22 protein-coding genes are annotated in these 23,169 nt (G+C 61.7%); 12 read left to right on the top strand and 10 right to left on the bottom strand.

Annotated features, from left to right (window positions below; translation table 11 throughout):
* Positions 1 to 11: 11 nt before the first annotated feature.
* Positions 12 to 812 carry an N-acyl homoserine lactonase family protein gene (locus tag ACEN8Q_RS18700; RefSeq protein WP_413703541.1) on the top strand — a complete coding sequence of 267 codons (801 nt, stop codon included), beginning with the start codon at positions 12 to 14 and terminating at the stop codon, positions 810 to 812.
* A gap of 116 nt (positions 813 to 928) precedes the next feature.
* Here ACEN8Q_RS18700 and ACEN8Q_RS18695 read toward each other — a convergent pair whose 3' ends face one another.
* The 4 genes from ACEN8Q_RS18695 to ACEN8Q_RS18680 form a co-directional block, all read right to left on the bottom strand.
* Positions 929 to 2,359, bottom strand: a complete 1,431-nt coding sequence (locus ACEN8Q_RS18695) for a PLP-dependent aminotransferase family protein (protein ID WP_413703540.1) — start codon at positions 2,357 to 2,359, stop codon at positions 929 to 931.
* A 218-nt stretch (positions 2,360 to 2,577) separates the two neighbouring features.
* A complete protein-coding gene (locus ACEN8Q_RS18690; protein WP_413703539.1) occupies positions 2,578 to 3,282 on the bottom strand; it encodes a hypothetical protein in 705 nt (234 codons plus the stop codon).
* A gap of 320 nt (positions 3,283 to 3,602) precedes the next feature.
* On the bottom strand, positions 3,603 to 5,123 hold the full coding sequence (locus ACEN8Q_RS18685) for an ATP-binding protein (protein ID WP_413703538.1): 1,521 nt from the start codon (positions 5,121 to 5,123) through the stop codon (positions 3,603 to 3,605).
* Positions 5,120 to 5,839: a response regulator transcription factor gene (locus tag ACEN8Q_RS18680; RefSeq protein ID WP_413703537.1), complete on the bottom strand. Its 720-nt coding sequence runs from the start codon at positions 5,837 to 5,839 to the stop codon at positions 5,120 to 5,122. Before ACEN8Q_RS18680 ends, ACEN8Q_RS18685 begins: the two co-directional genes overlap by 4 nt.
* A 275-nt stretch (positions 5,840 to 6,114) precedes the next feature.
* On the opposite strand from ACEN8Q_RS18680, the gene msrB reads away from it, so the two are divergent.
* Genes msrB through msrA form a run of 3 tightly spaced genes read left to right on the top strand, consistent with a single transcriptional unit; the run spans position 6,115 to position 9,180 of the window.
* Positions 6,115 to 6,633, top strand: coding sequence for a peptide-methionine (R)-S-oxide reductase MsrB (gene msrB / locus ACEN8Q_RS18675; protein ID WP_413703536.1), 519 nt, complete (start codon positions 6,115 to 6,117; stop codon positions 6,631 to 6,633).
* Between the two features lie 33 nt (positions 6,634 to 6,666).
* Entirely contained in the window at positions 6,667 to 8,442 is a 1,776-nt protein-coding gene (locus tag ACEN8Q_RS18670) for a cytochrome c biogenesis protein DipZ (protein ID WP_413420943.1), read from the top strand.
* Between the two features lie 30 nt (positions 8,443 to 8,472).
* Positions 8,473 to 9,180, top strand: a complete 708-nt coding sequence (msrA, locus tag ACEN8Q_RS18665; protein WP_413420941.1) for a peptide-methionine (S)-S-oxide reductase MsrA — start codon at positions 8,473 to 8,475, stop codon at positions 9,178 to 9,180.
* Positions 9,181 to 9,203: 23 nt separating this feature from the next.
* Here msrA and ACEN8Q_RS18660 read toward each other — a convergent pair whose 3' ends face one another.
* The gene (locus ACEN8Q_RS18660) at positions 9,204 to 10,121 is read right to left on the bottom strand and encodes a LysR family transcriptional regulator (RefSeq protein WP_413420939.1); all 918 of its coding nucleotides are present in this window, start codon (positions 10,119 to 10,121) and stop codon (positions 9,204 to 9,206) included.
* A gap of 102 nt (positions 10,122 to 10,223) precedes the next feature.
* Between ACEN8Q_RS18660 and ACEN8Q_RS18655 the strand changes: the two genes are divergently transcribed.
* A complete protein-coding gene (locus ACEN8Q_RS18655; RefSeq protein WP_413420937.1) occupies positions 10,224 to 11,414 on the top strand; it encodes an aspartate aminotransferase family protein in 1,191 nt (396 codons plus the stop codon).
* Here ACEN8Q_RS18655 and ACEN8Q_RS18650 read toward each other — a convergent pair.
* The 4 genes from ACEN8Q_RS18650 to ACEN8Q_RS18635 form a co-directional block, all read right to left on the bottom strand.
* Positions 11,408 to 11,662 carry a Txe/YoeB family addiction module toxin gene (locus ACEN8Q_RS18650; RefSeq protein ID WP_413420935.1) on the bottom strand — a complete coding sequence of 85 codons (255 nt, stop codon included), beginning with the start codon at positions 11,660 to 11,662 and terminating at the stop codon, positions 11,408 to 11,410. The two genes, ACEN8Q_RS18655 and ACEN8Q_RS18650, sit on opposite strands and share 7 nt — an antisense overlap.
* Positions 11,659 to 11,913, bottom strand: a complete 255-nt coding sequence (locus ACEN8Q_RS18645) for a type II toxin-antitoxin system prevent-host-death family antitoxin (protein ID WP_057716335.1) — start codon at positions 11,911 to 11,913, stop codon at positions 11,659 to 11,661. The genes ACEN8Q_RS18650 and ACEN8Q_RS18645 overlap by 4 nt, the downstream gene beginning before the upstream one ends.
* Before the next feature lie 208 nt (positions 11,914 to 12,121).
* Positions 12,122 to 12,613: an adenylate kinase gene (locus tag ACEN8Q_RS18640; protein WP_413703535.1), complete on the bottom strand. Its 492-nt coding sequence runs from the start codon at positions 12,611 to 12,613 to the stop codon at positions 12,122 to 12,124.
* A 617-nt stretch (positions 12,614 to 13,230) separates the two neighbouring features.
* Positions 13,231 to 15,153 (bottom strand): alkaline phosphatase D family protein, encoded by a 1,923-nt coding sequence (locus tag ACEN8Q_RS18635; RefSeq protein ID WP_413420931.1) that lies wholly within the window; start codon positions 15,151 to 15,153, stop codon positions 13,231 to 13,233.
* 255 nt (positions 15,154 to 15,408) lie between these two features.
* Here ACEN8Q_RS18635 and ACEN8Q_RS18630 point away from each other — a divergent pair, with 255 nt between their 5' ends.
* The 7 genes from ACEN8Q_RS18630 to ACEN8Q_RS18600 all read left to right on the top strand — a co-directional run bounded on the left by ACEN8Q_RS18630 (position 15,409) and on the right by ACEN8Q_RS18600 (position 21,804).
* Positions 15,409 to 16,389: a quinone oxidoreductase family protein gene (locus ACEN8Q_RS18630; RefSeq protein ID WP_413420929.1), complete on the top strand. Its 981-nt coding sequence runs from the start codon at positions 15,409 to 15,411 to the stop codon at positions 16,387 to 16,389.
* A gap of 13 nt (positions 16,390 to 16,402) precedes the next feature.
* The gene (locus tag ACEN8Q_RS18625) at positions 16,403 to 17,251 is read left to right on the top strand and encodes a TauD/TfdA dioxygenase family protein (RefSeq protein ID WP_008001204.1); all 849 of its coding nucleotides are present in this window, start codon (positions 16,403 to 16,405) and stop codon (positions 17,249 to 17,251) included.
* 88 nt (positions 17,252 to 17,339) lie between these two features.
* Positions 17,340 to 18,392, top strand: a complete 1,053-nt coding sequence (locus tag ACEN8Q_RS18620) for a 3-keto-5-aminohexanoate cleavage protein (protein ID WP_413420927.1) — start codon at positions 17,340 to 17,342, stop codon at positions 18,390 to 18,392.
* Positions 18,393 to 18,483: 91 nt separating this feature from the next.
* Complete coding sequence (locus ACEN8Q_RS18615; RefSeq protein WP_413703534.1) at positions 18,484 to 19,815, top strand: MFS transporter; 1,332 nt, start codon at positions 18,484 to 18,486, stop codon at positions 19,813 to 19,815.
* Complete coding sequence (locus tag ACEN8Q_RS18610) at positions 19,812 to 20,474, top strand: DsbA family oxidoreductase (RefSeq protein ID WP_413703533.1); 663 nt, start codon at positions 19,812 to 19,814, stop codon at positions 20,472 to 20,474. The genes ACEN8Q_RS18615 and ACEN8Q_RS18610 overlap by 4 nt, the downstream gene beginning before the upstream one ends.
* Complete coding sequence (locus ACEN8Q_RS18605; protein ID WP_413420921.1) at positions 20,471 to 20,797, top strand: Rieske (2Fe-2S) protein; 327 nt, start codon at positions 20,471 to 20,473, stop codon at positions 20,795 to 20,797. Before ACEN8Q_RS18610 ends, ACEN8Q_RS18605 begins: the two co-directional genes overlap by 4 nt.
* The gene (locus ACEN8Q_RS18600; RefSeq protein WP_008020215.1) at positions 20,794 to 21,804 is read left to right on the top strand and encodes a YeiH family protein; all 1,011 of its coding nucleotides are present in this window, start codon (positions 20,794 to 20,796) and stop codon (positions 21,802 to 21,804) included. Before ACEN8Q_RS18605 ends, ACEN8Q_RS18600 begins: the two co-directional genes overlap by 4 nt.
* A gap of 138 nt (positions 21,805 to 21,942) precedes the next feature.
* Here ACEN8Q_RS18600 and ACEN8Q_RS18595 read toward each other — a convergent pair whose 3' ends face one another.
* On the bottom strand, positions 21,943 to 22,977 hold the full coding sequence (locus ACEN8Q_RS18595) for an AraC family transcriptional regulator (RefSeq protein WP_413420918.1): 1,035 nt from the start codon (positions 22,975 to 22,977) through the stop codon (positions 21,943 to 21,945).
* Positions 22,978 to 23,169: the final 192 nt, after the last annotated feature.

Below are 23,169 nucleotides of genomic sequence, written 5' to 3'. Positions count from 1 at the left end.
CGGAGGTGCTTATGTCCACGCCTGAGTACGAAGTGTTCGCCATCCGTGTCGGTGCCAATGCCCAGCGCACCGCCAGGGAGAATTTTCTCTATGACGCCTGCTGCGGTGATCCGAATGCGCCGATGCCACTGGATTACTACTTCTGGGTCATCCGCCACGAGCAGCAGGTGATCGTGGTCGACACCTGTTTTCAACCGGCCACGGCGCACCGGCGCAATCGCCAGATGTATCGCCTACCGGAAGAATCCCTACGGCAACTGGACATCGATCCGACGCAGGTCGAGCACCTGATCCTGACCCATTTGCATTGGGATCATGCCGGCAACCTCGGGCTGTTCCCGAAGGCGACCGTGCATTTGCAGGAAGCGGAACTGCGTTTCTGCACCGGGCCGAAAATGGTCCATCGCACGGTGAATAAAACCTACGAGGTCGAAGACGTGATGTCAGCGCTGCCGCCTCTGTTCGAAGGGCGGATGCGTTTGCACAGCGGTGTTGTCGAGGTCGTGCCTGGCGTGACGCTGCACCCGGTGGGCGGGCATACACCCGGCAGTCAGGTTGTGCGGGTGAACACTGAACGCGGCTGGATCGTGCTGGCCTCGGATGCCGCGCATTTGTGGGTCAACATTCGCGAGCGCAGTCCGTTTCCGATACTCGATGACTTGGCGCAAACCCTTGAAGCGTTCACCGAGATCGATCGCCTGGCCGACGGCGATGACCACGTCATCCCCGGCCATGACCCACTGATTGCAGAGTGTTTTCCACACTGGAATGACGACCCGCATATCATTTGCCTGCATCAGCCTCCCATCTGAAAACCACCCGCAATCCTGTGGGAGCGGGCTTGCTCGCGAAGACGGCGGCACATTCAAAATTGATGTGACAGACACGCCGCTTTCGCGAGCAAGCCCGCTCCCACAGGGGAGTAGTGTCAGCCCTGATTTTTCAGGATACGTCCCAACGTCTGCAGTGCCTCATCAATCCGCGGCGAATACGGCGCGCCACAACCGATGCGCACAAAGTGATCGAAACGCCTGGCATTGGAAAAAATATCCCCAGGGGAAATCTGGATGCCGACCTTCAGTGCTTCGTGAAAAAACGCCATCGATGAATACCGGCGGGGCAATTCCACCCATAGCAGCGTGCCGCCTTGCGGGTGGGTCACGCTGGTGCCGATGGGAAAGTGGCGGGTGATCGCCGCGCTCATTTGCTCGCGCTGTACGGTCAGGGTTTTCCTCAATCGCCGCAGGTAACGTTCGTAGGACGGTGTACGCATGAATTCGCTGACAGCCAGTTGCGATAACGCCTCGCACCCCCGTGACTGCGTATGCTTGAGCATCTCCACACGGTCGTGCCACTTGCCGGCGCTGATCCAGCCCAGGCGCATGCCCGGTGCCAGGGTTTTGTTCAGTGAGGCGCAATAGATCACGTTGTCGCTGCGGTCCCACTGTTTGAGTGTGGACAGCGGCTGCTCGGTGTCCACCAGGTCGCCGTAGGTGTCGTCCTCGATCAGTACGGTGTTGTGCTCGGCGCACAGTTTCACCAGCCGTGCCTTGTTGGCGTCGGGCATGATGCTGCCCAGCGGGTTTTGCAGGTTGGGAATGACGATCAGTGCCTTGACCCGTTCGGGGCCTTGCAGCAGCAGTTGCAGGGCCGCCAGATTGAGCCCGGTGTGGGCCGAAGCCGGGACTTCCAGCACCCGCAGGCTCAGGCTTTCGAGAATTTGCAGCAGGCCGTAGAACGTCGGCGACTCCACGGCCACGGTGTCACCGGGGCGGGTGACAGCACGCAAGGCCAGGTTGATCGCTTCAGTGGCGCCATTGGTGATCACGATCCGCTCGGGGGCCAGGTGGGTCTTGCTGGCCAGTGCCCGCCGGGCCAGGATGCTGCGCAATGCGCTGTTGCCGCAAATCGGGCCCGCAGTACCGAGCAGGTGGGCGTCGTAGCGCAGCGACTTGATCATGTTGTCTTGCAAGGTCTTGATCGGATACAGCTCCGGCGCGCAGTAGGCACTGGCGAAATTGACCTTGATCGTCGCGCGCTGACTGGCCTTGAGCACCGTTGAAACCTGTTGATGAATGCCGACATACACGCTGGTATCCAGCGCAGGCGCCAGGGCAATCGGGGGGGGCTTGGGCACGCTGTCGGGCTGGCGAATGTAGTTGCCGGAACGCGGCCGGGCTTCCAGCACTCCGTAGTCCTCCAGTTCGCGGCATACCTGCACGGCGGTCGACAGGCTGACGGCGTGTTTTTCCATCATCAACCGGATCGAGGGGAAGCGTTCACCGGTTTTCAAGGTGCCGCTGCGGATAGCGTCCAGGTAGTGGTTGGCCAGCTGGCGATACAAGGGGGTCGTGTTCATGATGACCTCGGCAGTTGCACCACTGAGGTCTGGGCTGGAAAGTGAGTTGACGCTCCCCGCAGGCGGACCCGTGGTGCTCATGGGTGAAGGGAAGTGTTGTTCTGCGTCGATACTGGAAGAGTAATCGCGGATTTGCCCGAATCACGGGCAATAAAAAGCCCCGCACTGATGGCGGGGCTCTTGGGGCAGTCCCTCAGGACCTGGTGGCGAGGGGCGCCTTACTGCGCGGCAATGCTGTAGCCGTCGAACGCAGTCTGCTGCTGCAGGGCGGTGATGATGTTCTTGCGGTTGACCGCTTGCTCGGCGCCGCTGTTGTCCCGGAACGTCTCGCTTTCCAGTTCCGCCTCTTCGCCTTCGCCAACGAAGGTGAAACCGAGGAACTCCAGGGCTTCACGGTCGACGTTCAGGCGCGAGCGCGGGGTGCGCAGCGGCAAGGTGACGCTCATGCCGTCCTTGCTGATGGTGAACACTTCGACTTCTTTCTTGGCCTTGGCAGCCTTGCTCTTGCCGCCGCTCGGGTTGCTGATGGCCTGGTGCGTCTGGTTCAACACTTTCAGGGCCAGGCCGTAGACGATTTCCTGGAACGCCGGATCGTCCTTGAAGCTGGACAGGATGCGGCTGATCGGGAACTTGCTGCTCAAGTCTTCCAGGGCGGCGATATCCGCCGCTTCAGCGTCCTTGAGCTGCTTGAGCTGGCCCATCAGTTCGTAGGCCTTGTCATCATCGAAGCTGTCGTGGGCCTGGCGGATCGCAGCGCGCAGTTCGCGAATCTGGTCGCTTTCGCGGGTGGACTGGAAGGCGTCCAGCACCATCTCGCTGATGGTTTTCGCCTGGGGTACGTGTTGTGAAAGATTGATGGAGTTTTCGTATTCCGCTTTGGACGACAAGGTGACTACGGATTCAGCGGTATTGGAATCGGACATTGAAATTTCACTACTTCTTTGAACTTGAATAGGGGCGAAAAAGCCCGGGGGCTTTTTCAGGCCGACTAATCTATTGGACCGGGACGGTGTTGTCACGGTCCGGCTGGCCGCCGGTCATGTTTTCGTCTTCCTGTAGGAGCTCGCTCGCGATGGACGTTAACGATAACGCGTTCATTCCGGATGTACGCGGTGCCTTTGAGACCATCGCGAGCAGGCTCACTCCTACAGGGTTAGTGGGTGTACGCAAAATCTGCGAACAACAAAAAACACTGTGGGAGCGGGCTTGCTCGCGAAAGCGGTGTGTCAGACACCACAACCTTTCAGGCCTGCCGCGGTGTATTCAGGTTCATCGAGCGCTCCGCCAACGCCGAAGCTGTCTCTTCATCGATCGGCAACGAAAAACGAAACGTCGCCCCCCGCCCCGGCACATCGATCAACTGAATCTCGCGCCCGTGCAATTGCAGGATGCGGTGCACGATCCGCAGCCCCAACCCGCCATCGCGCCGTGCGCCGCCGATGTTGAACGGGCGCAGGAACAGACCTTCGCGCAGTTCCGGGGCAATGCCGGGGCCGGTATCGCTGACCGTGACTTCGATGAATGACCCTTGCGGACGCAGGCCCAGCTCGACTTCGCCACCGGACGGGGTATGGCGCAGGGCGTTGTCGAACAGGTTGGTCAGCACCCGCTCGATCAACCCGAGGTCCGCGCAGGCCGCCGAGGCATTCGGTGCGAACGTGGCCTTGAGTTCGACTTTGCGCGCTTCGGCGGTGAGTTCGAATTTCTGGAAGATATCCTGGGCCAGGTCGGTCAGGGAAAAGCGTTCCAGCACCGGTTGCACGAAGCCGTGTTCCAGCCGCACCAGTTCCAGCAGCGACTGCGCCAGGCCGCCGACCTTGCGGCTCTGGTCCAGCGCGATGCCGAGATAGCGACGGCGGTCGGCAGGGGACAGCGTGGCGTCCTTGAGCGACAGGGTTTCCAGATAACCGTGCAGCGAGGCCAGCGGCGTGCGCAGGTCGTGGGAGATGTTCGCCACCAGTTCGCGGCGTTCCTGATCCTGGCGGGTCAAGGAGCGCCATTGTTCGCCCAGGCGGGCCTGCATCTGCCGGAACGCGGCATCGAGCACGGCGATTTCATCGTGGCTCGCGGCTTTTTCCACCGCGACGGGCAGGGCCGGTGTGACCGGAACGCCATCGATGTCGAACTGGCTGACCGTTTCGGTCAGGCGGCGCAATGGCCGGGTGATCAGGGCAAACGCGGTGAGACCGGCAATCAGGCACAGCAGCGCTACCAGTCCGATGGACCACAGCGCTGTGTTGAGCGCCGCGCTGGTCGCGCCGCGTTCGGCCAGGCGGTCGTGATCCTCACCGAGCAGCACCACATAGAGATAACCCGCCGGCTTGCCATCAACCTTCAGCGGTGCAGCGCTGAACACCTTGCGTGCATCTACGCTGCGCGGGTCGTCGCCGAGAATCGGCAGGGCTTCGCCCCGCAACAGGCGCTGGATCGGTACCAGGTCGACCCGCTCGCGACGGATCCGGCCCTCGGGCGCGGCGCTGCCGACAATCTTGCCTTCGGTATCGAGCAGGTACACCTCGACGCTGGGGTTGACCTGCATCAGTTTGCTGAACAGATCGCGCACGGCATTGGGCATCAGGCCCTGGGTGTCCATCAGCACCGTGTCACGGGCGATGTGCTGCGCCAGGTCCCGGGACAACCCTTGCACCACTTCCTGCTCATGCATCTGGTTGGAGCGCACCTGCATCCACGCCGACGTGCCGCAGCACACCAGCAGCAGCACGGCGAACACCAGGGACAGGCGTTGCGTCAGGGTCAGCCTCATGGCTGCGACTCCTCACCGGTGGCGAATTTGTAGCCGCGGCCCCAGACCGTGAGGATGCGCACCGGTTGCGCCGGGTCGGCCTCGATCTTGGCGCGCAGGCGGTTGATGTGGGTGTTGACCGTGTGCTCGTAGCCTTCGTGGCTGTAGCCCCACACGGCATTGAGCAGGTCCATGCGCGAGAACACCTTGCCGGGCTGGCGGGCGAAGAAGTACAGCAAGTCGAACTCCCGGGGCGTGAGGTCCAGGCGTCGTCCTTCGAGGGACACTTCGCGGGTGATCGGGTCGATGGCCAGGCCGTCGGTCAGCAGGCTGCCGGCATCCATCTTCAGGTTGCGCGCCATGGCATCGACCCGGCGCAGCAGCGCCTTGACCCTGGCCACCAGTTCCAGCATGGAAAAGGGCTTGGCCAGGTAGTCGTCAGCACCCAGTTCGAGGCCGAGAATCCGGTGCACTTCGCTGGAGCGCGCACTGGTGATGATGATCGGTGTGTAGCGGGCCATGGCCCGGGCGCGGCGGCAGATTTCCAGGCCGTCGACACCGGGCAGCATCAGGTCGAGGATCAGTGCATCCCAGTTGCCTTGCTGCAGCAGGCGCATGCCTTCATCGCCATCGGCGCTGTGCACCACCTCGAACTGCTCATCACGAAGATGCAGGCAGATCAGGTCGGCGATGTGCAGGTCGTCCTCGACCACGAGGACTCGTTTGGTCTGTTCCATCCCATTCCATCCTTCGGCGCATTGTGCGTGTTGCCACTACTGTAGGAGCGAGCTCTGCTCGCGATGGAGGCCAACGATGACGCGGGACACCTGCACCCCGTGGCGCCCTCGGGTTCTTCGCGAGCAAGCTCGCTCCTACAGTTGTGGCAAAGGCATTGTGCGGGTTTTTCGGCGCCCGAGTTATCACGAATTGTTTAACTTCCCGTGAGGATTTGGCGATCACCCAAAGCCTAGGCTTTGTTCCATGAAACACCCCTGGATTTTTGGAGGCGAGCATGTTTTCACGACGGCAATTTCTTGTAGCGAGCGGCGGGCTGGGGGTTGTAGCCGTGGCGATCGGCCTGTTGCCGAAGTTTTCCACAGGCTCGGCCTTGATCAGTGAAGCCAGCGCAGCGGAGGTATTCGAATTGACCCACAGCGACAGCGAATGGCACGCGATCCTGAGCGAAGAGCAGTACGAAATCCTTCGCGAAGAAGGCACCGAGCGGGCCTACAGCAGCCCGCTGAACAACGAGCACCGCGATGGCACCTTCGCCTGCGCCGGTTGCGACCTGCCGCTGTTTTCCTCGGCGACCAAGTTCGACAGCCGCACCGGTTGGCCGAGTTTCTGGGCACCACTGGACAAGGCCGTGGCCACCCGCCAGGACCGTACGTTCGGCATGGTCCGCGAAGAGGTGCACTGCCGGCGCTGCGGCGGGCATCTGGGCCATGTCTTCGATGACGGCCCGAAACCCACCGGCTTGCGTTACTGCATGAACGGCCTGGCGATGAAATTCGTGCCGAAGACGGTGTGATTCCCTTCCATTCACTTTTTGCAGGTAATCGCCATGTGGCTGCTGGTCCTCGCTTATCTCGGTGGTGTGCTGACGATTGTCAGCCCGTGCATTCTGCCGGTGTTGCCGTTTGTCTTCGCCCGCACCGGACAACCCTTCGTCAAAAGCGGATTGCCGCTGCTGACAGGGATGGCACTGACCTTTGCGCTGGTCGCCACATTGGCGGCGGTGGGTGGCGGCTGGGTAGTGCAGCTCAATCAGTACGGGCGCTGGCTGGCGCTGGTGTTCGTCGCGCTGTTCGGTCTGACGCTGTTGCTGCCGCAATTGGCTGAGCGCCTGACCCGGCCGTTGGTGGCGGCGGGCAGCCGTTTGTCGGAGGCGGCGGGCGCCGATTCGCGGCCACGTCCCGGTGCTTCGTTCCTGATCGGTGTTGCGACAGGACTGTTGTGGGCGCCTTGTGCCGGGCCGATCCTGGGCTTGCTGCTGACCGGTGCGGCGCTGCAAGGGGCGAGCATCCAGACCACATTGCTGTTGCTGGCCTACGCAGCCGGGGCGGCTACCTCCCTTGCGCTGGCATTGCTTCTGGGAGGCAAGGTTTTCACGGCGATGAAGCGCTCGATCGGCGCGGGCGAATGGGTTCGTCGTGGCCTGGGCGCGGCCATGCTGGCCGGTGTGGCGGCGATTGCCCTGGGGCTGGACACGGGAGTCCTGGCGCGATTTTCCACGGCATCGACCGGCGGTATCGAGCAGGCGTTGGTGGAGAGACTGTCCGGCAAATCGCCGCGTAATAGCGGGGCGATGATGGCGCAGAGCACGGCCGCCGAAGGCGCGGTGCAAGTGGCTGACAAAACCCCTGGCACCTTGCCGGTCGAAGGCAACCTGCCACCGCTGGAGGGCGCCGTGCAATGGCTCAACTCGCCACCCCTCGATGCCCAGGCGCTGAAGGGCAAGGTCGTGCTGGTGGATTTCTGGACCTACTCCTGCATCAACTGCCTGCGTTCGCTGCCCTATGTCAAAGCCTGGGCCGAGAAGTATCGCGATCAGGGGCTGGTGGTGATCGGCGTGCACGCGCCCGAGTTTGCCTTCGAGCGTGACGTCAACAACGTCACCAAGGCAATGAAAGACCTGGGCATCAACTACCCGGTGGCCATCGACAACGAATTCAAGATCTGGCGCGCGTTCAACAACGAATACTGGCCGGCGCATTACTTTGCCGACGCTCAGGGCCGAATTCGGTATCACCATTTTGGCGAAGGCGCGTACGACGAATCGGAGCGGGTCATCCAGCAACTGCTGCGTGAAGCCGGCGCCGCCAAGGTCTCGGACGGCCTGATCAATGCCAAGGCTGACGGTGTGCAAATGGCGCCGGACAGCAACGACGTGCAGTCGCCGGAAACCTACGTCGGTTATCAGCGTGCGGAACATTTCGTACCGGAAACCGCGCTGGTACCGGACAAGGTGGCGGCCTACAACCCACCGACGCAACTGGCACTCAACGACTGGAGCCTGGGTGGCCAGTGGCATGTCGGCTCGGAGCGCGCCACGGCCAGCGCACCGGCCAGTCGCATCGTCTATCGCTTCCACGCCCGTGACTTGCATTTGGTGCTCGGCCCTGGCGCCGATGGCAAGCCGGTGCGGTTCAAGGTGCTGATCGACGGCAAGGCCCCCGGTGATGCCCACGGCATGGACGTGGCCCCCGACGGCAGCGGCACCGTGACGGACCAGCGCTTGTATCAACTGGTGCGCCAGAGCGGCGGCGTGACCGACCGGACGTTCAGCATCGAGTTTCTTGATCCGGGCGCGTCGGCTTACGCCTTCACCTTCGGTTGATATCCCTTCAACGCTTCAGGAGTTCGCCCCATGAAAACCCTTTTTACCTGGCGCCGTACCCTACTGGGGTTGGCGGCTGCCGGCATCATCAGCCAATGCTCGGCCTTCTCCTTCGGCGGTGCCGAAGAGGCGGTGATCATTCCACCGCCGGCACTCGATGAAACCACCCAGGCCCGCAGCGAAACCGCGGTGTTCGCCGGCGGCTGCTTCTGGGGCGTCCAGGGTGTATTCCAGCATGTCAAAGGGGTGAAGAATGCCGTTTCCGGCTACGCGGGCGGTGCGGCCAATACCGCGCAATACGAGCGCGTCAGCGACGGCAATACCGGCCATGCGGAATCGGTGGAAGTGACCTTCGATCCGAGTCAGGTCAGTTACGGCACCTTGCTACAGATTTACTTTTCAGTGGCGCACAACCCGACCGAACTCAATCGTCAGGGACCGGACAGTGGCACCCAGTATCGCTCGGCGATTTTCACCAAAAGCCCCGAGCAGCAGCGGGTCGCACAGGCCTACATCGCCCAGCTCGACACCGCCCATGCTTTCGACAAGCCGATCGTGACCAAACTCGAAACCTTCAACGGTTTCTACCCGGCGGAGGAGGAGCATCAGGACTTCCTGACCGAGCATCCGACCTATCCGTACATCGTGATCAATGACTTGCCGAAAGTGGCGCAATTGAAGCAGCTGTACCCGGATCGTTATCAGGAACAGCCGGTGCTGGTGAAGGCGGGGATGTAAAGGGCGATCAGAGACGCCATGGCCTATTCGGCCGACGGGTGCTTGCCCCACCGCTGTACGGCGAATTCGACGAAACGGCGCATTTTCGGCAAACGGTGGCGATCCTGGGCGTAGACCAGGTGCATCGGCCGACTGGGTGGGCAGTAATCAGGCATCAAGGCCAGCAGCTTGCCGTCCTTGAGGTCCTGCTCGACCAGGGCGTCGGGCATCATCACGATGCCCATGCCGGTTCGCGCCGCTTGATGCAGTCCGGCCGAACTGTTGATCAGCATCGGCCCGCTGACCCCTACGCTGACTTCGCCGTCGGGCCCGGACAGGCGCCACTCCTTTTGCACCGATTGCCAGTCATCCCCGGCCGGATAGGCAAAGGACAGGCAGTCGTGCTGACGCAGGTCCTCAGGTGTCCGGGGCGTGCCCCGGCGGGCCAGATACTCTGGTGAGGCGCACATGGTCAGGGTGTAGTCGATCAGCGGACGGGCGATCAGGTTGGAGGGCTCCAGCGCGCCGAGGCGAAACGCTACATCCAGGCCGTTTTCCAGCAGATCCGGGCGGCGGTTGGTCAGCACCACGTCGAGTTTCACCCGCGGGTTTTGCAGGCTGAACTCACTCAGTGCCGGTGCCAGGCGCTCGGTGCCGAAGGTCAAGGGCGCGGTGATGCGCAAAATGCCGCTCGGTTCGTCGACAGCTTGTTCGGCCAGCCGCTCGGAATCGGCCACCAACCCCAAGACTTCCAGGCACCGCTGGTAATACGCGGCACCGAACTCGGTCAGTCGCTGGCGCCGCGTCGTGCGGTTGAGCAGGCGCACACCCAGCCGCTGCTCCAGGGCCTTGAGGTGGTTGCCGACCATGGTCGTGGACATTTCGCACTGCAAAGCGGCGGCGGTCATGCTGCCGGTCTCTACCACTTTGACGTAGACGGTCATTGCCTGGAACAGATCCATTATCAAGCTCTGCTTTTAAATGATTGAAGTTTTACGGTGTTTATCCAGCTCTGGTGGCTAACCATACTGCAAAAACACCGACCCTTGCTGGAGCTTGATGTCATGACCGCCGCCTGCCTGATGAACACTTACCAACCCTTGGCCTTGAGTTTCAACAAGGGCCTGGGCACTCGCCTGTGGGATCAGGTCGGGCGCGAATATCTGGATGCGGTCGCCGGCGTGGCGGTGACCAACGTCGGCCACTCCCACCCGAAAATCGTTGCCGCGATTACTGAGCAGGCCGGGTTGTTGCTGCATACGTCGAACCTCTACAGCATCGACTGGCAACAACGGCTGGCGCAGAAACTGACGCGGCTGGCGGGCATGGACCGGGTGTTTTTCAACAACTCCGGGGCCGAAGCCAACGAAACCGCACTGAAAATCGCCCGGCTGCATGGCTGGAAAAAAGGTATCGAGCAACCGCTGGTGGTGGTCATGGAGAACGCGTTCCATGGCCGCACCCTCGGCACGTTGTCTGCCAGCGATGGCCCGGCGGTGCGCCTGGGGTTCAACAAGCTGCCGGGGGATTTCGTCAAAGTGCCGTTCGGCGATCTCGACGCGCTGGACAAGGTGCAACAGGCCTATGGTGCGCGGATCGTGGCGATCCTGATGGAGCCGATCCAGGGCGAAAGCGGCGTGCAACTGGCGCCACCGGGCTATCTCAAGGCCGTGCGCGAACTGTGCAACCGGCGCTCGTGGCTATTGATGCTCGATGAAATCCAGACCGGCATCGGCCGTACCGGCCAGTGGTTCGCGTTCCAGCACGAAGGCATCGTCCCGGACGTCATGACCCTGGCCAAAGGCCTGGGCAACGGCGTGCCCATCGGCGCTTGCCTGGCCCGCGGCAAGGCGGCCGAACTGTTTACGCCAGGCAGCCACGGCAGCACCTTCGGTGGCAATCCGCTGGCTTGCCGGGTCGGCTGCACCGTGCTGGAGATCGTTGAAGAGCAAGGGCTGCTGGAAAACGCCCGGCGTCAGGGCGAGCGCCTGCTCGATAGATTGCGCACAGAGTTGGCGGGCAACCCGAACGTCTTGGCGATCCGTGGCCAGGGGCTAATGATCGGCATCGAGCTAAAACAACCGATCCGCGACCTGAGCCTGATCGCCGCTCGGGATCATGGCTTGCTGATCAACGTCACTCGGGGGAAAACCATTCGCCTGCTGCCGCCGCTGACCCTTGATGAGCGGGAGGTGGAGATGATTGTCAGGGGGGTGGGTCGGGTAGTGACAGCGGGCTTAGGTCCTGCTCAGTAATGGTATCTGCACATCACGACGCATATTTCTCCGTCTTCAATGGCGTAGACCAGACGATGCTCAGCCGTAATCCGGCGTGACCAGAACCCGCTCAAGTTATGCTTGAGCGGTTCGGGTTTACCAAGACCGTCGAAAGGCTCGCGTTGGATAGCTTTGATCAACAGGTTGATACGTTTGAGCCCTGCCTTATCGTTTTGCTGGAACCAGAGATAATCGTCCCAGGCTTCAGGAGTGAACTCGATATTCATTCTTCAATCAGTTGCCTGGCTTTGGTTTTGCCGGCTCGCAGGTTGCCGATTGATTTGATCAAGCGCTCAGCGTTGGCTGGGGAACGGAGCAGATAGGCGGTTTCTTCGAGAGCGTTGTATTCGGCCAATGACATCATCACTACCGGTTCGCCTTTCTGACGAGTTACCAGTAGCGGGGCGCGATCTTCATTCACCCGGTCCATGGTTTGCGCCAGATGTGCCCGAGCGTTGGTGTAGTTGATGGTTTCCATGTGTTTGTCCTCGCTTGATGCAGAGAACGTACAGAAATGAGTACATGTTAGCAAGGCGATACCTACGAGTGGCTGTTACGTAGAAAGTGCATCCACATTTGTATCAAGTATCACCGAATGTTCTTCAGGACGTTTCCGAGACAGGTGTAATCCCATTCTGAGCTACATGCCATCCAACAGGCTTGTGTCCGACCACAGCTCCGAATGCTTACGAGTGACGAACCAGTGCCGTGATTTCCTCCCGACCTTCCAACCGGATTTTCGCACTGCAAAACCCCTCGAACAGTTGCTGATGCGCCGCAAACCCACTGGACTCCTGCCGTTGGCGATAACTGCCCGCCCACTCCAGCAAGGCGATCAGCAACAGGTCCTGTTCATCGCGTCCGGTCTCGCGTTGTCGAATGTTGGCCACGCATTCTTCGTCCCCGATACTCAGCCAGATCAGTGCCGTGGCCCGGTGGATTATTTCGCTGAGGATCCAGCCGTAAACTCCTTCGATCACCCAGCGTTCTTCACTTGCTGCCCTGCGCGCCATTCCCAGTGCTTCATTTCGGGGGCGGGCGATGCTGTGTTCGTCGGACAACCAGTGAATCTGGTCGAGGTCGGTCCAGGGGGTGTGTAGTTGCTCGGCCAGCCGCTGTGCCAGCCAGCTCTTGCCGGAGCCGGAGTTGCCGATGATCAGGGTTCGGGTGAGGTCCATGGGCGACACCGTTCAAATGTGGGGGCGACTTTCTGCAAGCTGACTTGATATTACCGCGGCACCTGATCCAATTGTGGGAGCGGGCTTGCTCGCGAAGGCGGCCTGACAGTCAGCCTGTCTTTTGTTGACGGTGTACATATCCGTTTTTTGGGTAGTGGCGACTTTTGGTTTCGCCCTTACGGCGACTCACTTTTTTTGACAAGCGCCTCAAAAAAAGTAAGCAAAAAAAACGCTCGCCCCGAACGTCCGGCCCCTCGCATGGGCTCGGGGTTCCTTCGCTCCGGCATTCATCCGGGGGCATTGCCCTCCGGTCGGCTGCGCGCGACCTGCATGCAATGGGTTCGACTGCGTCGAACGGCGCTGCGCGCCATTCCCCGGATGAACACCTCCGCTCAGCCGACCGAGGGGGCGGGTGGATCAAGATCAAGAGCGGCAGGCGAGCTAACGCTCGGCCTGTTGAGTGGTGAGAAGCAGTGGGCGTATGCAGGCCCATTGTAGGAGCGAGCTCGCTCGCGATGGACGTCAACGATAACGCGTGCTGCCTGAATTCCCGCGGTGTCCTGGCGTTTTTCGCGAGCAAGCTCGCTCCTACAGTTTTTCGTGGCGTCTTCTCTGCCTCAGTCGTCGACTTGCGGCGCAAGCATCCGGGTTTTCGGTGAGCCGTTCGAGTTGTGTTGGTAGATCGTCTGCGGCTGCCCCAGGTCGTTGAAAAACACCTGGCCGATTCCCGCCGAGTTCCATAGCCGCTCGCCGGCTTCGGCGTGTTCCGGGACGTGCGGGACGATGCGCATGCGTCGACGTTTGGTCAGCCAGTTCAGCGGTGAGCGTGGTGAGTACAGCCAGCGGTTGAGGCGGTCGAACCACTCGAGCAGGGTGGCGGGGAATTCATTCTTGATGCCGCTGCTGGTGATCTGCCAGATGCGCGGCCCGGCTTTGCGGTGGCGGATCAGCACTTCGTAGACGAAGGAGTAGTGCACGTCGCCCGACAGCACTACGTAGTTACCCGGCGTGCGCGAGTGGCGGAAAATGTTCAGGATCACCTGTGCCGCGCCGCGATGGGCCATCCAGTTTTCCGCGTCCACCAGCAGTGGATAACCGCACCAGCTGAATACCCGCTGTACGGTTTCGATCAGTTTGACGCCGAAGATCGGTGCCGGCGAAACGATGATGGCGCTCGGGTGGTCCAGCAGTTCCTGTTGCAGTTCGCTGAGGGCTTCCCAGTCGAGCAAACCGGAAGGCTGCTTGAGGTTCATCTCGCTGCGCCAGCGCCGGGTGCGGGTGTCGATCACCACGATGGCCGGTGTGGTCGGCAGCAGGTAATGCCAGTGCTGAAACTTCAGCAGATCATCGATCAGATCATCCTGGACCGTGCTGTCGAGGTGACGCTCGTGTGCGCCGGTGCTCAAGGCCCCGGCCTTTTCCAGTACGGCACCGAACGCATCCGGATTGTTGCCCCAGCCCTGGCACAACATGTATGCCAGCAGTGCATTGCCGATGATGCGTCGGGAGAACGGGTGGCCGTAGGCCGTTTCCTCCCATTGCGCGGAAAGGTTCCAGTCGTCGGTGATGTCGTGGTCGTCGAAAATCATCAGCGTCGGCAGATGCGCCAGTGCCCGCGCGACGTTGCCCAGGCCTGCCTTGAAGGCATCGATGCGCGTCTGTTCAAGGGCGTAGCGCTTGAGTCGTTCCGGCGTCAGCGTCGGTGCCTGTGGCGTGATCAGGGTCCAGGGCGTGGGCGACCAGACCAGCAAATACATGGCCATGACTTCGGCGAAGGTCACCAAGTGATTGTCGGCGCTGCTGCTGGTGAAAATCGGCTTGCGCACCCCGCCGAAGAAGCGATCGCGCAGGGTTTCGTTGCTTTTCAGCGCAGGAAGCAAATCGGCGCGGTGGTAGTAACTGGCAGCGTGGCCATACAACTCGGCGCTGTCGCTGACCACGGCACCTTCCAGATGTTCGCCGAACAACCCCAACCGCTCGATCAAGGCGTGAATCGCCCGCAACATCGGCCCCGCGACATCGTCGGCGTAGACCTGATCGCCGCTCATCATTAGCAACGCCGGGCGATCCGTGGCTTGGTGTTCCTGCGCGAGCAGGGCGTCGACGCACAGCAAACCGTCGGTCGCCGGGTGATGAGGCTTGCGGCAGGAACCGTGCAGCAGTTGATCAACCCGTGAACGCAGGACGAAGTTGGGGCAACCGGCCTCACCGTACAACAGGTATGGCGCCCAGTCGGCGATGCCTTTTTCCGTGCCGTCGATCAGCAGGTCATAGTCGATCGACTCATCGCAGGGCAGGGCGCAATCGAGGTGCACATCGATCAAATGCACATAGGCATGAGCCCCCACTGCAATCACCGTGCATTGCGTGGCATCGAGACGGATATCGCCCACACCCTGCAAGCGCAAGGTCAGCGCCAGCGCCCGGGAACCCACCAGCCACAGCACCAGCCGCGTGGGCTCAAGACGCCGCAGCAGCGGGCCGGCCAGGACCGGCGGCAGGGCTTGGTGATCATCGGGCAGTGGCAGTGTTTCGGACATCCGGGGTCAAGGCTCTTGGGGCATCGAGGCGGGCGATGATAGCGCAGGTGGCGACCAGACAACCCTCCAGCACCGGCCGCCACAGCAAACAAAAAATGACACGACCCCGGATAGCAAGGAGGGAGCTGCCCCGCCTGTCATCAAATGAAAAGCCATTGTCGTCTGATGAGAAGCGTCTCAAAGGGCCTCGTCCTACAGTCCAATCAGCGCAATTCGATGCAACACGCCCATATTGCAGATTGGAGAATAAGAAAAATGGCCAAAGCCGTACGCTTTTACGAAACCGGTGGTCCCGAAGTTCTACGTTATGAGGACGTCGAAGTCGGCGAGCCCGGTCCCGGCCAGGTTCGGCTTCGTCATGTGGCCGTCGGTTTGAACTATGCCGACACCTATTTCCGTAACGGTACCTATCCGATTCCTATGCCAAACGGCATGGGCGTCGAGGCCTCTGGCGTAGTCCAGGCCGTTGGTGAAGGGGTCACCAACGTCGAGGTCGGTGATCGCGTCACCTACACCGGTTTTCTCAACACCCTCGGCGCCTACAGCACCGAGCGCCTGATCCCGGCCGCGCCGCTGATCAAGCTGCCGGAAACCATCAGCTTCGAGACGGCTGCCGCGATGACCATGCGCGGTTTGACCTCCTCGTACCTGATGCGCCGCATCTACGACTTCAAGGCTGGCGACAGCATCCTGTTGCATGCCGCCGCTGGCGGTGTCGGCCTGATCGTTTCGCAGTGGGCCAAGTTGCTGGGCTTGAACGTGATCGGCACGGTGTCGACCGAGCAAAAGGCCGAAATCGCCCGGGCTCACGGTTGCGACCATACGATCAATTACAGTCATGAAGACGTCGCCGCCCGTGTTCGCGAATTGACCGACGGTGTGGGCGTCAACGTGGTGTTCGACAGCGTTGGCAAGAACACCTTCATGGGTTCGCTGGATTCGTTGAAACCCCGTGGCCTGATGGTCTGCGTGGGTACCGCATCCGGGCCGATCCCGGCGTTCGACCCGGTGATGCTGGCGATGAAAGGTTCGCTGTACCTGACCCGTCCGGCCCTGGCCAACTACATCAGCGACCCGGCCGAAAAAGCCGCGCTGGCTGGCGAGCTGTTCGACCACGTCGGCAGCGGCCGGATCAAGATCGAGATCAACCAGCACTACGCGTTGCAGGACGCCGTGCAGGCCCATCGCGACCTTGAATCACGCAAGACCACTGGCTCGTCGATTTTCGTCATTTAAGGAGCGGCCAGCCATGAAAGTCGAACAATTGACCTGCAGCATTGGCGCCGAACTGATCGGCGTCAATCTGGCCGACGCCGTCCATGACGACGGTCTGTTTGCCGAGATTCGTGCCCAGTTGCTCAAGCACCGCGTGGTGTTCCTGCGTGATCAGGACATCACCCGTGCCGAACACGTGGCCTTCGCCCGTCGCTTTGGCGAGCTGGAGGATCATCCGGTGGCCGGCAGCGATCCGGATCATCCGGGGCTGGTGCGGATCTACAAGAATCCGGACCAGCCGATGGACCGCTATGAAAACGCCTGGCACACCGACGCCACCTGGCGCGAGGCGCCGCCAATGGGTTGCGTGTTGCGCTGCGTGGAATGCCCGCCGGTCGGCGGCGACACCATGTGGGCCAACATGGTCCAGGCCTATGCAAACTTGCCGGAAGACGTAAAGGTCAAGATCGCCGACCTGCGCGCCCGCCACAGTATCGAAGCGAGTTTCGGTGCGGCGATGCCGATCGAAAAGCGCCTGGCGCTCAAGGCGATGTACCCGGACGCCGAACACCCGGTGGTGCGCACCCATCCGGAAACCGGCGAAAAGGTGCTGTTCGTCAACGCCTTCACCACCCATTTCAGTAACTACCACACCCCCGAGCGGGTGCGCTTCGGCCAGGACGCCAACCCCGGCGCCAGCGAATTGTTGCGCTACCTGATCAGCCAGGCGTACATCCCCGAGTATCAGGTGCGCTGGCGCTGGAAGCCCAACAGCATCGCCATCTGGGACAACCGCAGTACCCAGCACTACGCCGTCATGGACTACCCGCCGTGCCATCGCAAGATGGAGCGTGCCGGGATCATCGGCGACAAGACGTTCTGATCGAACGCCACCTGCATTAGCACTCGTTAACACGTCTGCCCGGCACGATCCCGGGTGGACGGGACAATCATAAGAACTGGAGTAGACCATGCAATTCTTCGACGATTCCCTGCACCCGGAAAACATGGAAAAGGTAGTCATCACCGTGGCCCCGTACGGCCCGGAATGGATGCCTGAAGATTTCCCGGAAGACATCCCGCTGACCATGGACGAGCAAGTCCAGAAAGCGGTCGATTGCTATGAAGCCGGCGCCACCGTACTGCACCTGCATGTACGTGAACTGGATGGCAAGGGTTCCAAGCGTCTGTCGAAGTTCAACGAGCTGATCGCCGGTGTGCGTGAAGCGGTGCCGGACATGATCATCCAGGTCGGCGGTTCGATCTCCTTCGCCCCGGAAAGCGATGGTGAAGCCGCCAAGTGGCTGTCCGACGATACCCGCCACATGCTGGCCGAGCTGACGCCAAAACCGGATCAGGTCACCGTGGCGATCAACACCACCCAGATGAACATCATGGAGCTGCTGTATCCGGAGTACCTGAAAGGCACTTCCCTGGACAACCCGTTGATCCATGCCGCCTACAGCGAAATGACCGTGCCAGCCGGCCCGGCCTGGGTCGCCGAGCACCTCAAGCGCCTGATGGACAACGGCATCCAGCCGCACTTCCAGTTGACCGGCATGCATGCCATGGAAACCCTCGAGCGCCTGGTGCGCAGGGGCATCTACAAGGGTCCGCTGAACCTGACCTGGATCGGCATCGGTGGCGGTTTCGACGGCCCGAACCCGTTCAACTTCTTCAACTTCATCCACCGGGCGCCGGACGGTTGCACCCTGACCTCCGAATCGCTGCTCAAGAACGTGATGCCGTTCAACACCATGTCGATGGCCATGGGCATGCACCCGCGTGTGGGCAACGAAGACACTATCATTGATCACAAGGGCGATCGCTTCGGCTCGGTTGCGCAGATCCAGCAAACCGTGCGCATTGCCCACGAACTGGGGCGTGAAATCGCTACCGGCAAGGAAGCTCGCGAGATCTACCGCATTGGCGTGCAGTACGAAACCATCGAGGAAACGCTGCTGGCCAACGGCATGGCCCCCAACCGCAAGGCCGGGCAGAAAGGCGTGCCGCAACGCGGCTGACCGATCAGGTGCGCGAGAGGCCGTGACCTCCCGCGCACCGGACTGCAACACGCTTGATAAAAAAAATAAAACGAAGCTTTGAGGAGGCTGCATGGCCTTTCACCCAATCGCCGCCGGCGATGACGACACAGATAGTGTCGGCGTTGCGCGCCAATATGCCTGGATCGTCTTTGCACTGACGTTCGGCCTGTTGATTTCCGATTACATGTCGCGTCAGGTACTGAACGCGGTATTCCCGTTGCTCAAGGGCGAGTGGGCACTGAGCGACGGTCAGCTCGGACTGCTCAGCGGCATCGTTGCGCTGATGGTGGGCCTGCTGACATTCCCCCTGTCGTTGATGGCTGACCGCTTCGGCCGGGTCAAGAGCCTGGCGCTGATGGCAATGCTCTGGAGTCTGGCGACTCTGGGCTGCGCGCTGGCGCAGGACTACCAGCAGATGTTCATCGCGCGATTCATGGTCGGCGTCGGTGAAGCGGCCTACGGCAGCGTGGGCATCGCCGTGGTGATTTCGGTGTTCCCCAAACACATGCGCGCCACCCTGGCCAGTGCCTTCATGGCCGGCGGGATGTTCGGCTCGGTATTGGGCATGGCCCTGGGCGGTGCCATTGCGGCCAAGCTGGGCTGGCGCTGGTCGTTCGCCGGCATGTCGCTGTTTGGCCTGGTACTGGCGCTGCTCTATCCGCTGATCGTCAAGGAAGCACGCATCGCTCCGCAGCGTGCCGCTCAAGTGGCGAACAAGGCAGCGGTTGTGGTCAAGCGGCCGTTGCGCACGCTGTGGTCAAGCCGTTCGGTAGTGGCGACCTATGTCGCCAGCGGTTTGCAGTTGTTCGTTGGCGGTACGGTGATGGTGTGGATTCCCAGCTACCTCAACCGCTACTACGACATGCCCACCGACAAGGCCGGCGGCATGGCGGCGATCATCGTTTTGTGCAGCGGTACGGGAATGATTCTGTGCGGCATGCTCAGCGATCGCCTGTGTCGTCACTCGCCGGAGCGCAAGGTCAGCCTGGCCATCGGATTTTGCCTGGGCAGTTGCCTGCTGTTGTCGGCGGCGTTTGCCTTGCAGGCAGGGCCGTTGCAACTGCTGCTGATCTGCCTGGGCATGCTGATTGCCACCGGTACCACCGGCCCGTGCGGCGCGATGGTTGCCAACCTGACCCATTACTCGGTGCACGGTACGGCGTTCGCCACGCTGACCCTGGCCAACAACATGCTGGGGCTGGCACCGGGGCCGTTCATCACCGGCCGGGTGTCCGACCTGATCGGTCTGCATGCCGCGTTTCAACTGGTGCCACTGGTCAGCCTCGCGGCGGCAGCGGTGTTCTTTTATGCCAAGTGTCATTACCACAGAGATATTGCCCGCCTTCAGGGTCAGCGCGTGCCTGAACCCGTCAGTGAAGCCGGGTTAGAGGTGAAGTTGTGAGTCGTCGTTTACGTATTGATGTGTTTTTCGATTTTATCTGCCCCTGGTGCCTGATCGGCAAACGCCAACTGGAGCATGCGCAGGTACAGTTTCGTAGTCGCCACCCGGATGTGCAGATCACCACGGTGTGGCATGGCGTGCAGTTGTTGCCTCAGTTGCCGGTTCAAGGTGAGCCCTTCGCCGATTTCTATCGCAAGCGCCTGGGCAACGCTGACGCCGTGACCATGCGCCAGGCCCAGGTACAGCAGGCTGCCGGGGCGGTCGGACTGACCATCGACCTCAGCCGCATCGAGACGATGCCCAACACCGCAGACGCTCACCGTCTGTTCGAACGAGTCAGCATGACGGGCAATGCCAGCCAGCGTGAGATGTTGCTCGAACGATTGTTCGCCGCGTATTTCCTGAGACGCGAAAACCTCGGTTGCCGTGAGACCTTGCTCGACATTGCCCGCTCCTGTGGCGTCGATGCGGACGCGGTGCTCGATTGCCTGAAGGGCGACGCCACGCCATTTGAAGGATCCCCCGATGCGACCAGTGGCGTGCCGAGCTTCCAGTTCGACCGCCGCATGACGGTGATCGGTGCCCAGCCTGCCCAGGCGCTGCTCGGGGCCATGAACGAAGCCCTCAAGGCCAGTGATCTCGAGCGGCAACCGGCATGACCCGGCGTATTCCGGTACCGGCCGGCAAACACCCGCAGGCCGGTGGCCGGGCGCTGTTCGAGTTCGAAGACAAAAGCCTGGCGTTGTTCAACGTCGACGGGCAGTTGTTTGCCATCGACGACAGTTGCCCGCACCAGGGCGCCTCGCTGTGTGGCGGGCGTCTTGAGGGGCGGGTGATCCAGTGTTGTGCCCATGGCCTGCGCTTCGATTTGCACAGCGGCTACCTGCTTAATTCCAAAGCCGTAAAAGTCACGAACTACCCGGTCGAGATCATCGACGACCAGGCGTTCATCGTCATCGTTCCCGAGGAGGCCGCGCCATGAGCGCCATTGCTCTCACCCGTATCCACAGTCGCACGCGCGAACTGGCACCGGGGTTTATCGTCAGCCTGATCGTGGCCGCTGCCGCATCGTTTTTGTCCGAGCACTACGGTGCACCGGTCATGCTGTTCGCCTTGCTGCTGGGCATGGCCCTGAATTTTCTCGCCGATGACGGCCCCTGCAAGGCCGGTATCGAATTCACCGCCCGCACGGTGCTGCGCATTGGCGTGGCGCTGCTGGGCATGCGCATCACTTTGGAGCAAATGGCGGCGCTGGGCTGGAAGCCGATAGCGCTGGTGGTGATCCTGGTGGTGGTGACCATCAGTGTCTCGGTGGTCGCGGCCAAGGCCCTTGGTTTCCAGCGCCTGTTCGGCATGCTGACCGGTGGCGCGACGGCCATCTGCGGCGCCTCGGCGGCACTGGCGCTGGCGGCGGCGCTGCCGAACCATCCGCAGAAAGAACGCGCCACATTGTTCACGGTGATTGGCGTCTCGGCGCTGTCCACGCTGGCGATGATCGTCTACCCGATGATCGCCAACTGGCTGCAGTTGTCGCCGCAGGTGGCGGGGGTGTTCCTCGGCGCCACGATCCACGACGTGGCCCAGGTGGTTGGCGCCGGCTACAGCATGTCGACCGAGACCGGCGACACGGCCACGGTGGTCAAGCTGATGCGCGTTGCCATGCTGCTGCCGGTGATCGTCACCGCGGCGATGATCACCCGCATGCAAGGCGCCGACACGACCGGCAAGCGCCCGCCGCTGTTGCCGTGGTTCGCCGTTGGTTTTCTGATCCTTGCGTGCATCAACAGCACCGGATGGGTGGCGCCTGCGGTGCAAGGATCGGTCAACGAACTGTCGCGCTGGTGCCTGGTGATTTCCATCAGCGCCCTGGGCATGAAGACCCGGCTCAAGGAACTGGCGGCGGTCGGGATCAAGCCGATCCTGCTGATGGTCGGGGAGACGGTGTTCCTGGTGGTGCTGGTGCTCTTGCTGCTGCGCTGGGGGCTCTGAGCGCGTCACCACCCATGGTTTTATGGCAGGGCCGCACGGTATTGACTCCTCATGCCGTGGGGCTCCCGACCGGTGTCACAAACACCGGTTCTTCGCGGCGACTGTACCAGCAGTCGCCGTTTTTTTTGCCCGGTCGACTCAGAGCTCTTTCGGACCTGCGACAGGTTTTGCGCTCGATTGCCTTTGCGCCCGCCAAGTCGCCGGCGGCATCCCGAACTGACTGATAAACCAGCGGGTAAACGAGCTCGCCATCGAGTAGCCGAGCATGTCGGCAATGCGGCTGAGCGAGTAGTTCGGGTTGTCCAGGTAACGCAGCACCAGGTCACGGCGCACGTCGTTGATCACGTCGTTGAAGGCGCAGCCATCGTCCTTGAGGCGGCGTTGCAGGGTGCGTACGTTCATGCCCTGGCTCTGGGCAACCTGCTCGATGGTGGCGCGCCCCATGGGCAGCAGCAGGTAGATGGCCTTGCGCACCTCGAACAGCATCGAGGCACCTTCGTGGTTCTGCAGCGAGTCGAGGTAGCTCTGGGCGTAGCGGGCCATGGCCGGGTCGGCGTTGGGGTTGGTGGTGTCGAGGCTGATGTCGGGGCAGACGATGCCGTTGAACTCGCTGCCGAACTCCAGGTTGCAGCCGAACAGCCGGCGATGCAGGTGCAGGTTCTCCGGCGGCTGGTGCATGAAGTTGACGCTGTAGGGGTGCCAGTGCGAGCCGAGCAGGGCCGAGCACAGCCGGAACATCACGCCGATGGCCAGCTCCGTGGCCTGACGGCTGGGCATCGGCGTTTCGGTGACCACCTCTTCGCGAATGATCACCATCTTGCCGGCCTCTTCAATGAAGATGGCCAGCGAATCGTTCATCAGGTGCCGGTAATTGACCACGACCTGCAAGGCATCGCGCAGGGTGCGCTGGTGGCTGAGTAGCAGGCTGACCACGCCGAAGTCCGAGAGCTGGCGCGACTCGGCCATGCTCAGGCCGAAGGTCTGGCAACCGCTGGCGGCGGCGGAATCTTCCAGCAGGCGCACCGCGGCATCGATGGGGATGCGGGTTTCAGGCGCTTGCAATTGGGCTCTGCTCAGGCCCACGCCTGCCATGACATCCCGCGGGTTGAAACCCAGGTACTGGGTGACCTCCAGGTAGTTGGTCAAGACGGCGGCGCGGACAAGCTTGGGCATGCGAAGGTCTTCCCTGGGCCGATGGCGATTGGCGTGAGCGTGGCGACTATATCCAGCGTATCAACAGTTGAACAGTTGTCATGTCGTTGATGGTTTTCATGCTGGCCGGTCACGCACACTCTGTGTTGGTTGATGCAATCGTCCCTCATCCGTTGATTACAGTGACCTTGCGCCAACCTGCGGGTTTTTTCG

Origin of the sequence: Pseudomonas sp. Pseusp16, assembly GCF_047324915.1 — a bacterium.
Lineage (GTDB): Bacteria > Pseudomonadota > Gammaproteobacteria > Pseudomonadales > Pseudomonadaceae > Aquipseudomonas > Aquipseudomonas fluorescens_CD.
The sequence above is the reverse complement of the archived record's forward strand: the minus strand, read 5'-3'. Positions and strand labels throughout refer to the sequence as shown.

Coding starts and splice junctions, on each gene's coding strand:
- ACEN8Q_RS18700 (WP_413703541.1), top strand. CDS start 12: ATGTCCACGCCTGAGTACGAAGTGTTCGCCATCCGTGTCGGTGCCAAT.
- ACEN8Q_RS18695 (WP_413703540.1), bottom strand. CDS start 2,359: ATGAACACGACCCCCTTGTATCGCCAGCTGGCCAACCACTACCTGGAC.
- ACEN8Q_RS18690 (WP_413703539.1), bottom strand. CDS start 3,282: ATGTCCGATTCCAATACCGCTGAATCCGTAGTCACCTTGTCGTCCAAA.
- ACEN8Q_RS18685 (WP_413703538.1), bottom strand. CDS start 5,123: ATGAGGCTGACCCTGACGCAACGCCTGTCCCTGGTGTTCGCCGTGCTG.
- ACEN8Q_RS18680 (WP_413703537.1), bottom strand. CDS start 5,839: ATGGAACAGACCAAACGAGTCCTCGTGGTCGAGGACGACCTGCACATC.
- msrB (WP_413703536.1), top strand. CDS start 6,115: ATGTTTTCACGACGGCAATTTCTTGTAGCGAGCGGCGGGCTGGGGGTT.
- ACEN8Q_RS18670 (WP_413420943.1), top strand. CDS start 6,667: ATGTGGCTGCTGGTCCTCGCTTATCTCGGTGGTGTGCTGACGATTGTC.
- msrA (WP_413420941.1), top strand. CDS start 8,473: ATGAAAACCCTTTTTACCTGGCGCCGTACCCTACTGGGGTTGGCGGCT.
- ACEN8Q_RS18660 (WP_413420939.1), bottom strand. CDS start 10,121: ATGGATCTGTTCCAGGCAATGACCGTCTACGTCAAAGTGGTAGAGACC.
- ACEN8Q_RS18655 (WP_413420937.1), top strand. CDS start 10,224: ATGACCGCCGCCTGCCTGATGAACACTTACCAACCCTTGGCCTTGAGT.
- ACEN8Q_RS18650 (WP_413420935.1), bottom strand. CDS start 11,662: ATGAATATCGAGTTCACTCCTGAAGCCTGGGACGATTATCTCTGGTTC.
- ACEN8Q_RS18645 (WP_057716335.1), bottom strand. CDS start 11,913: ATGGAAACCATCAACTACACCAACGCTCGGGCACATCTGGCGCAAACC.
- ACEN8Q_RS18640 (WP_413703535.1), bottom strand. CDS start 12,613: ATGGACCTCACCCGAACCCTGATCATCGGCAACTCCGGCTCCGGCAAG.
- ACEN8Q_RS18635 (WP_413420931.1), bottom strand. CDS start 15,153: ATGTCCGAAACACTGCCACTGCCCGATGATCACCAAGCCCTGCCGCCG.
- ACEN8Q_RS18630 (WP_413420929.1), top strand. CDS start 15,409: ATGGCCAAAGCCGTACGCTTTTACGAAACCGGTGGTCCCGAAGTTCTA.
- ACEN8Q_RS18625 (WP_008001204.1), top strand. CDS start 16,403: ATGAAAGTCGAACAATTGACCTGCAGCATTGGCGCCGAACTGATCGGC.
- ACEN8Q_RS18620 (WP_413420927.1), top strand. CDS start 17,340: ATGCAATTCTTCGACGATTCCCTGCACCCGGAAAACATGGAAAAGGTA.
- ACEN8Q_RS18615 (WP_413703534.1), top strand. CDS start 18,484: ATGGCCTTTCACCCAATCGCCGCCGGCGATGACGACACAGATAGTGTC.
- ACEN8Q_RS18605 (WP_413420921.1), top strand. CDS start 20,471: ATGACCCGGCGTATTCCGGTACCGGCCGGCAAACACCCGCAGGCCGGT.
- ACEN8Q_RS18600 (WP_008020215.1), top strand. CDS start 20,794: ATGAGCGCCATTGCTCTCACCCGTATCCACAGTCGCACGCGCGAACTG.
- ACEN8Q_RS18595 (WP_413420918.1), bottom strand. CDS start 22,977: ATGCCCAAGCTTGTCCGCGCCGCCGTCTTGACCAACTACCTGGAGGTC.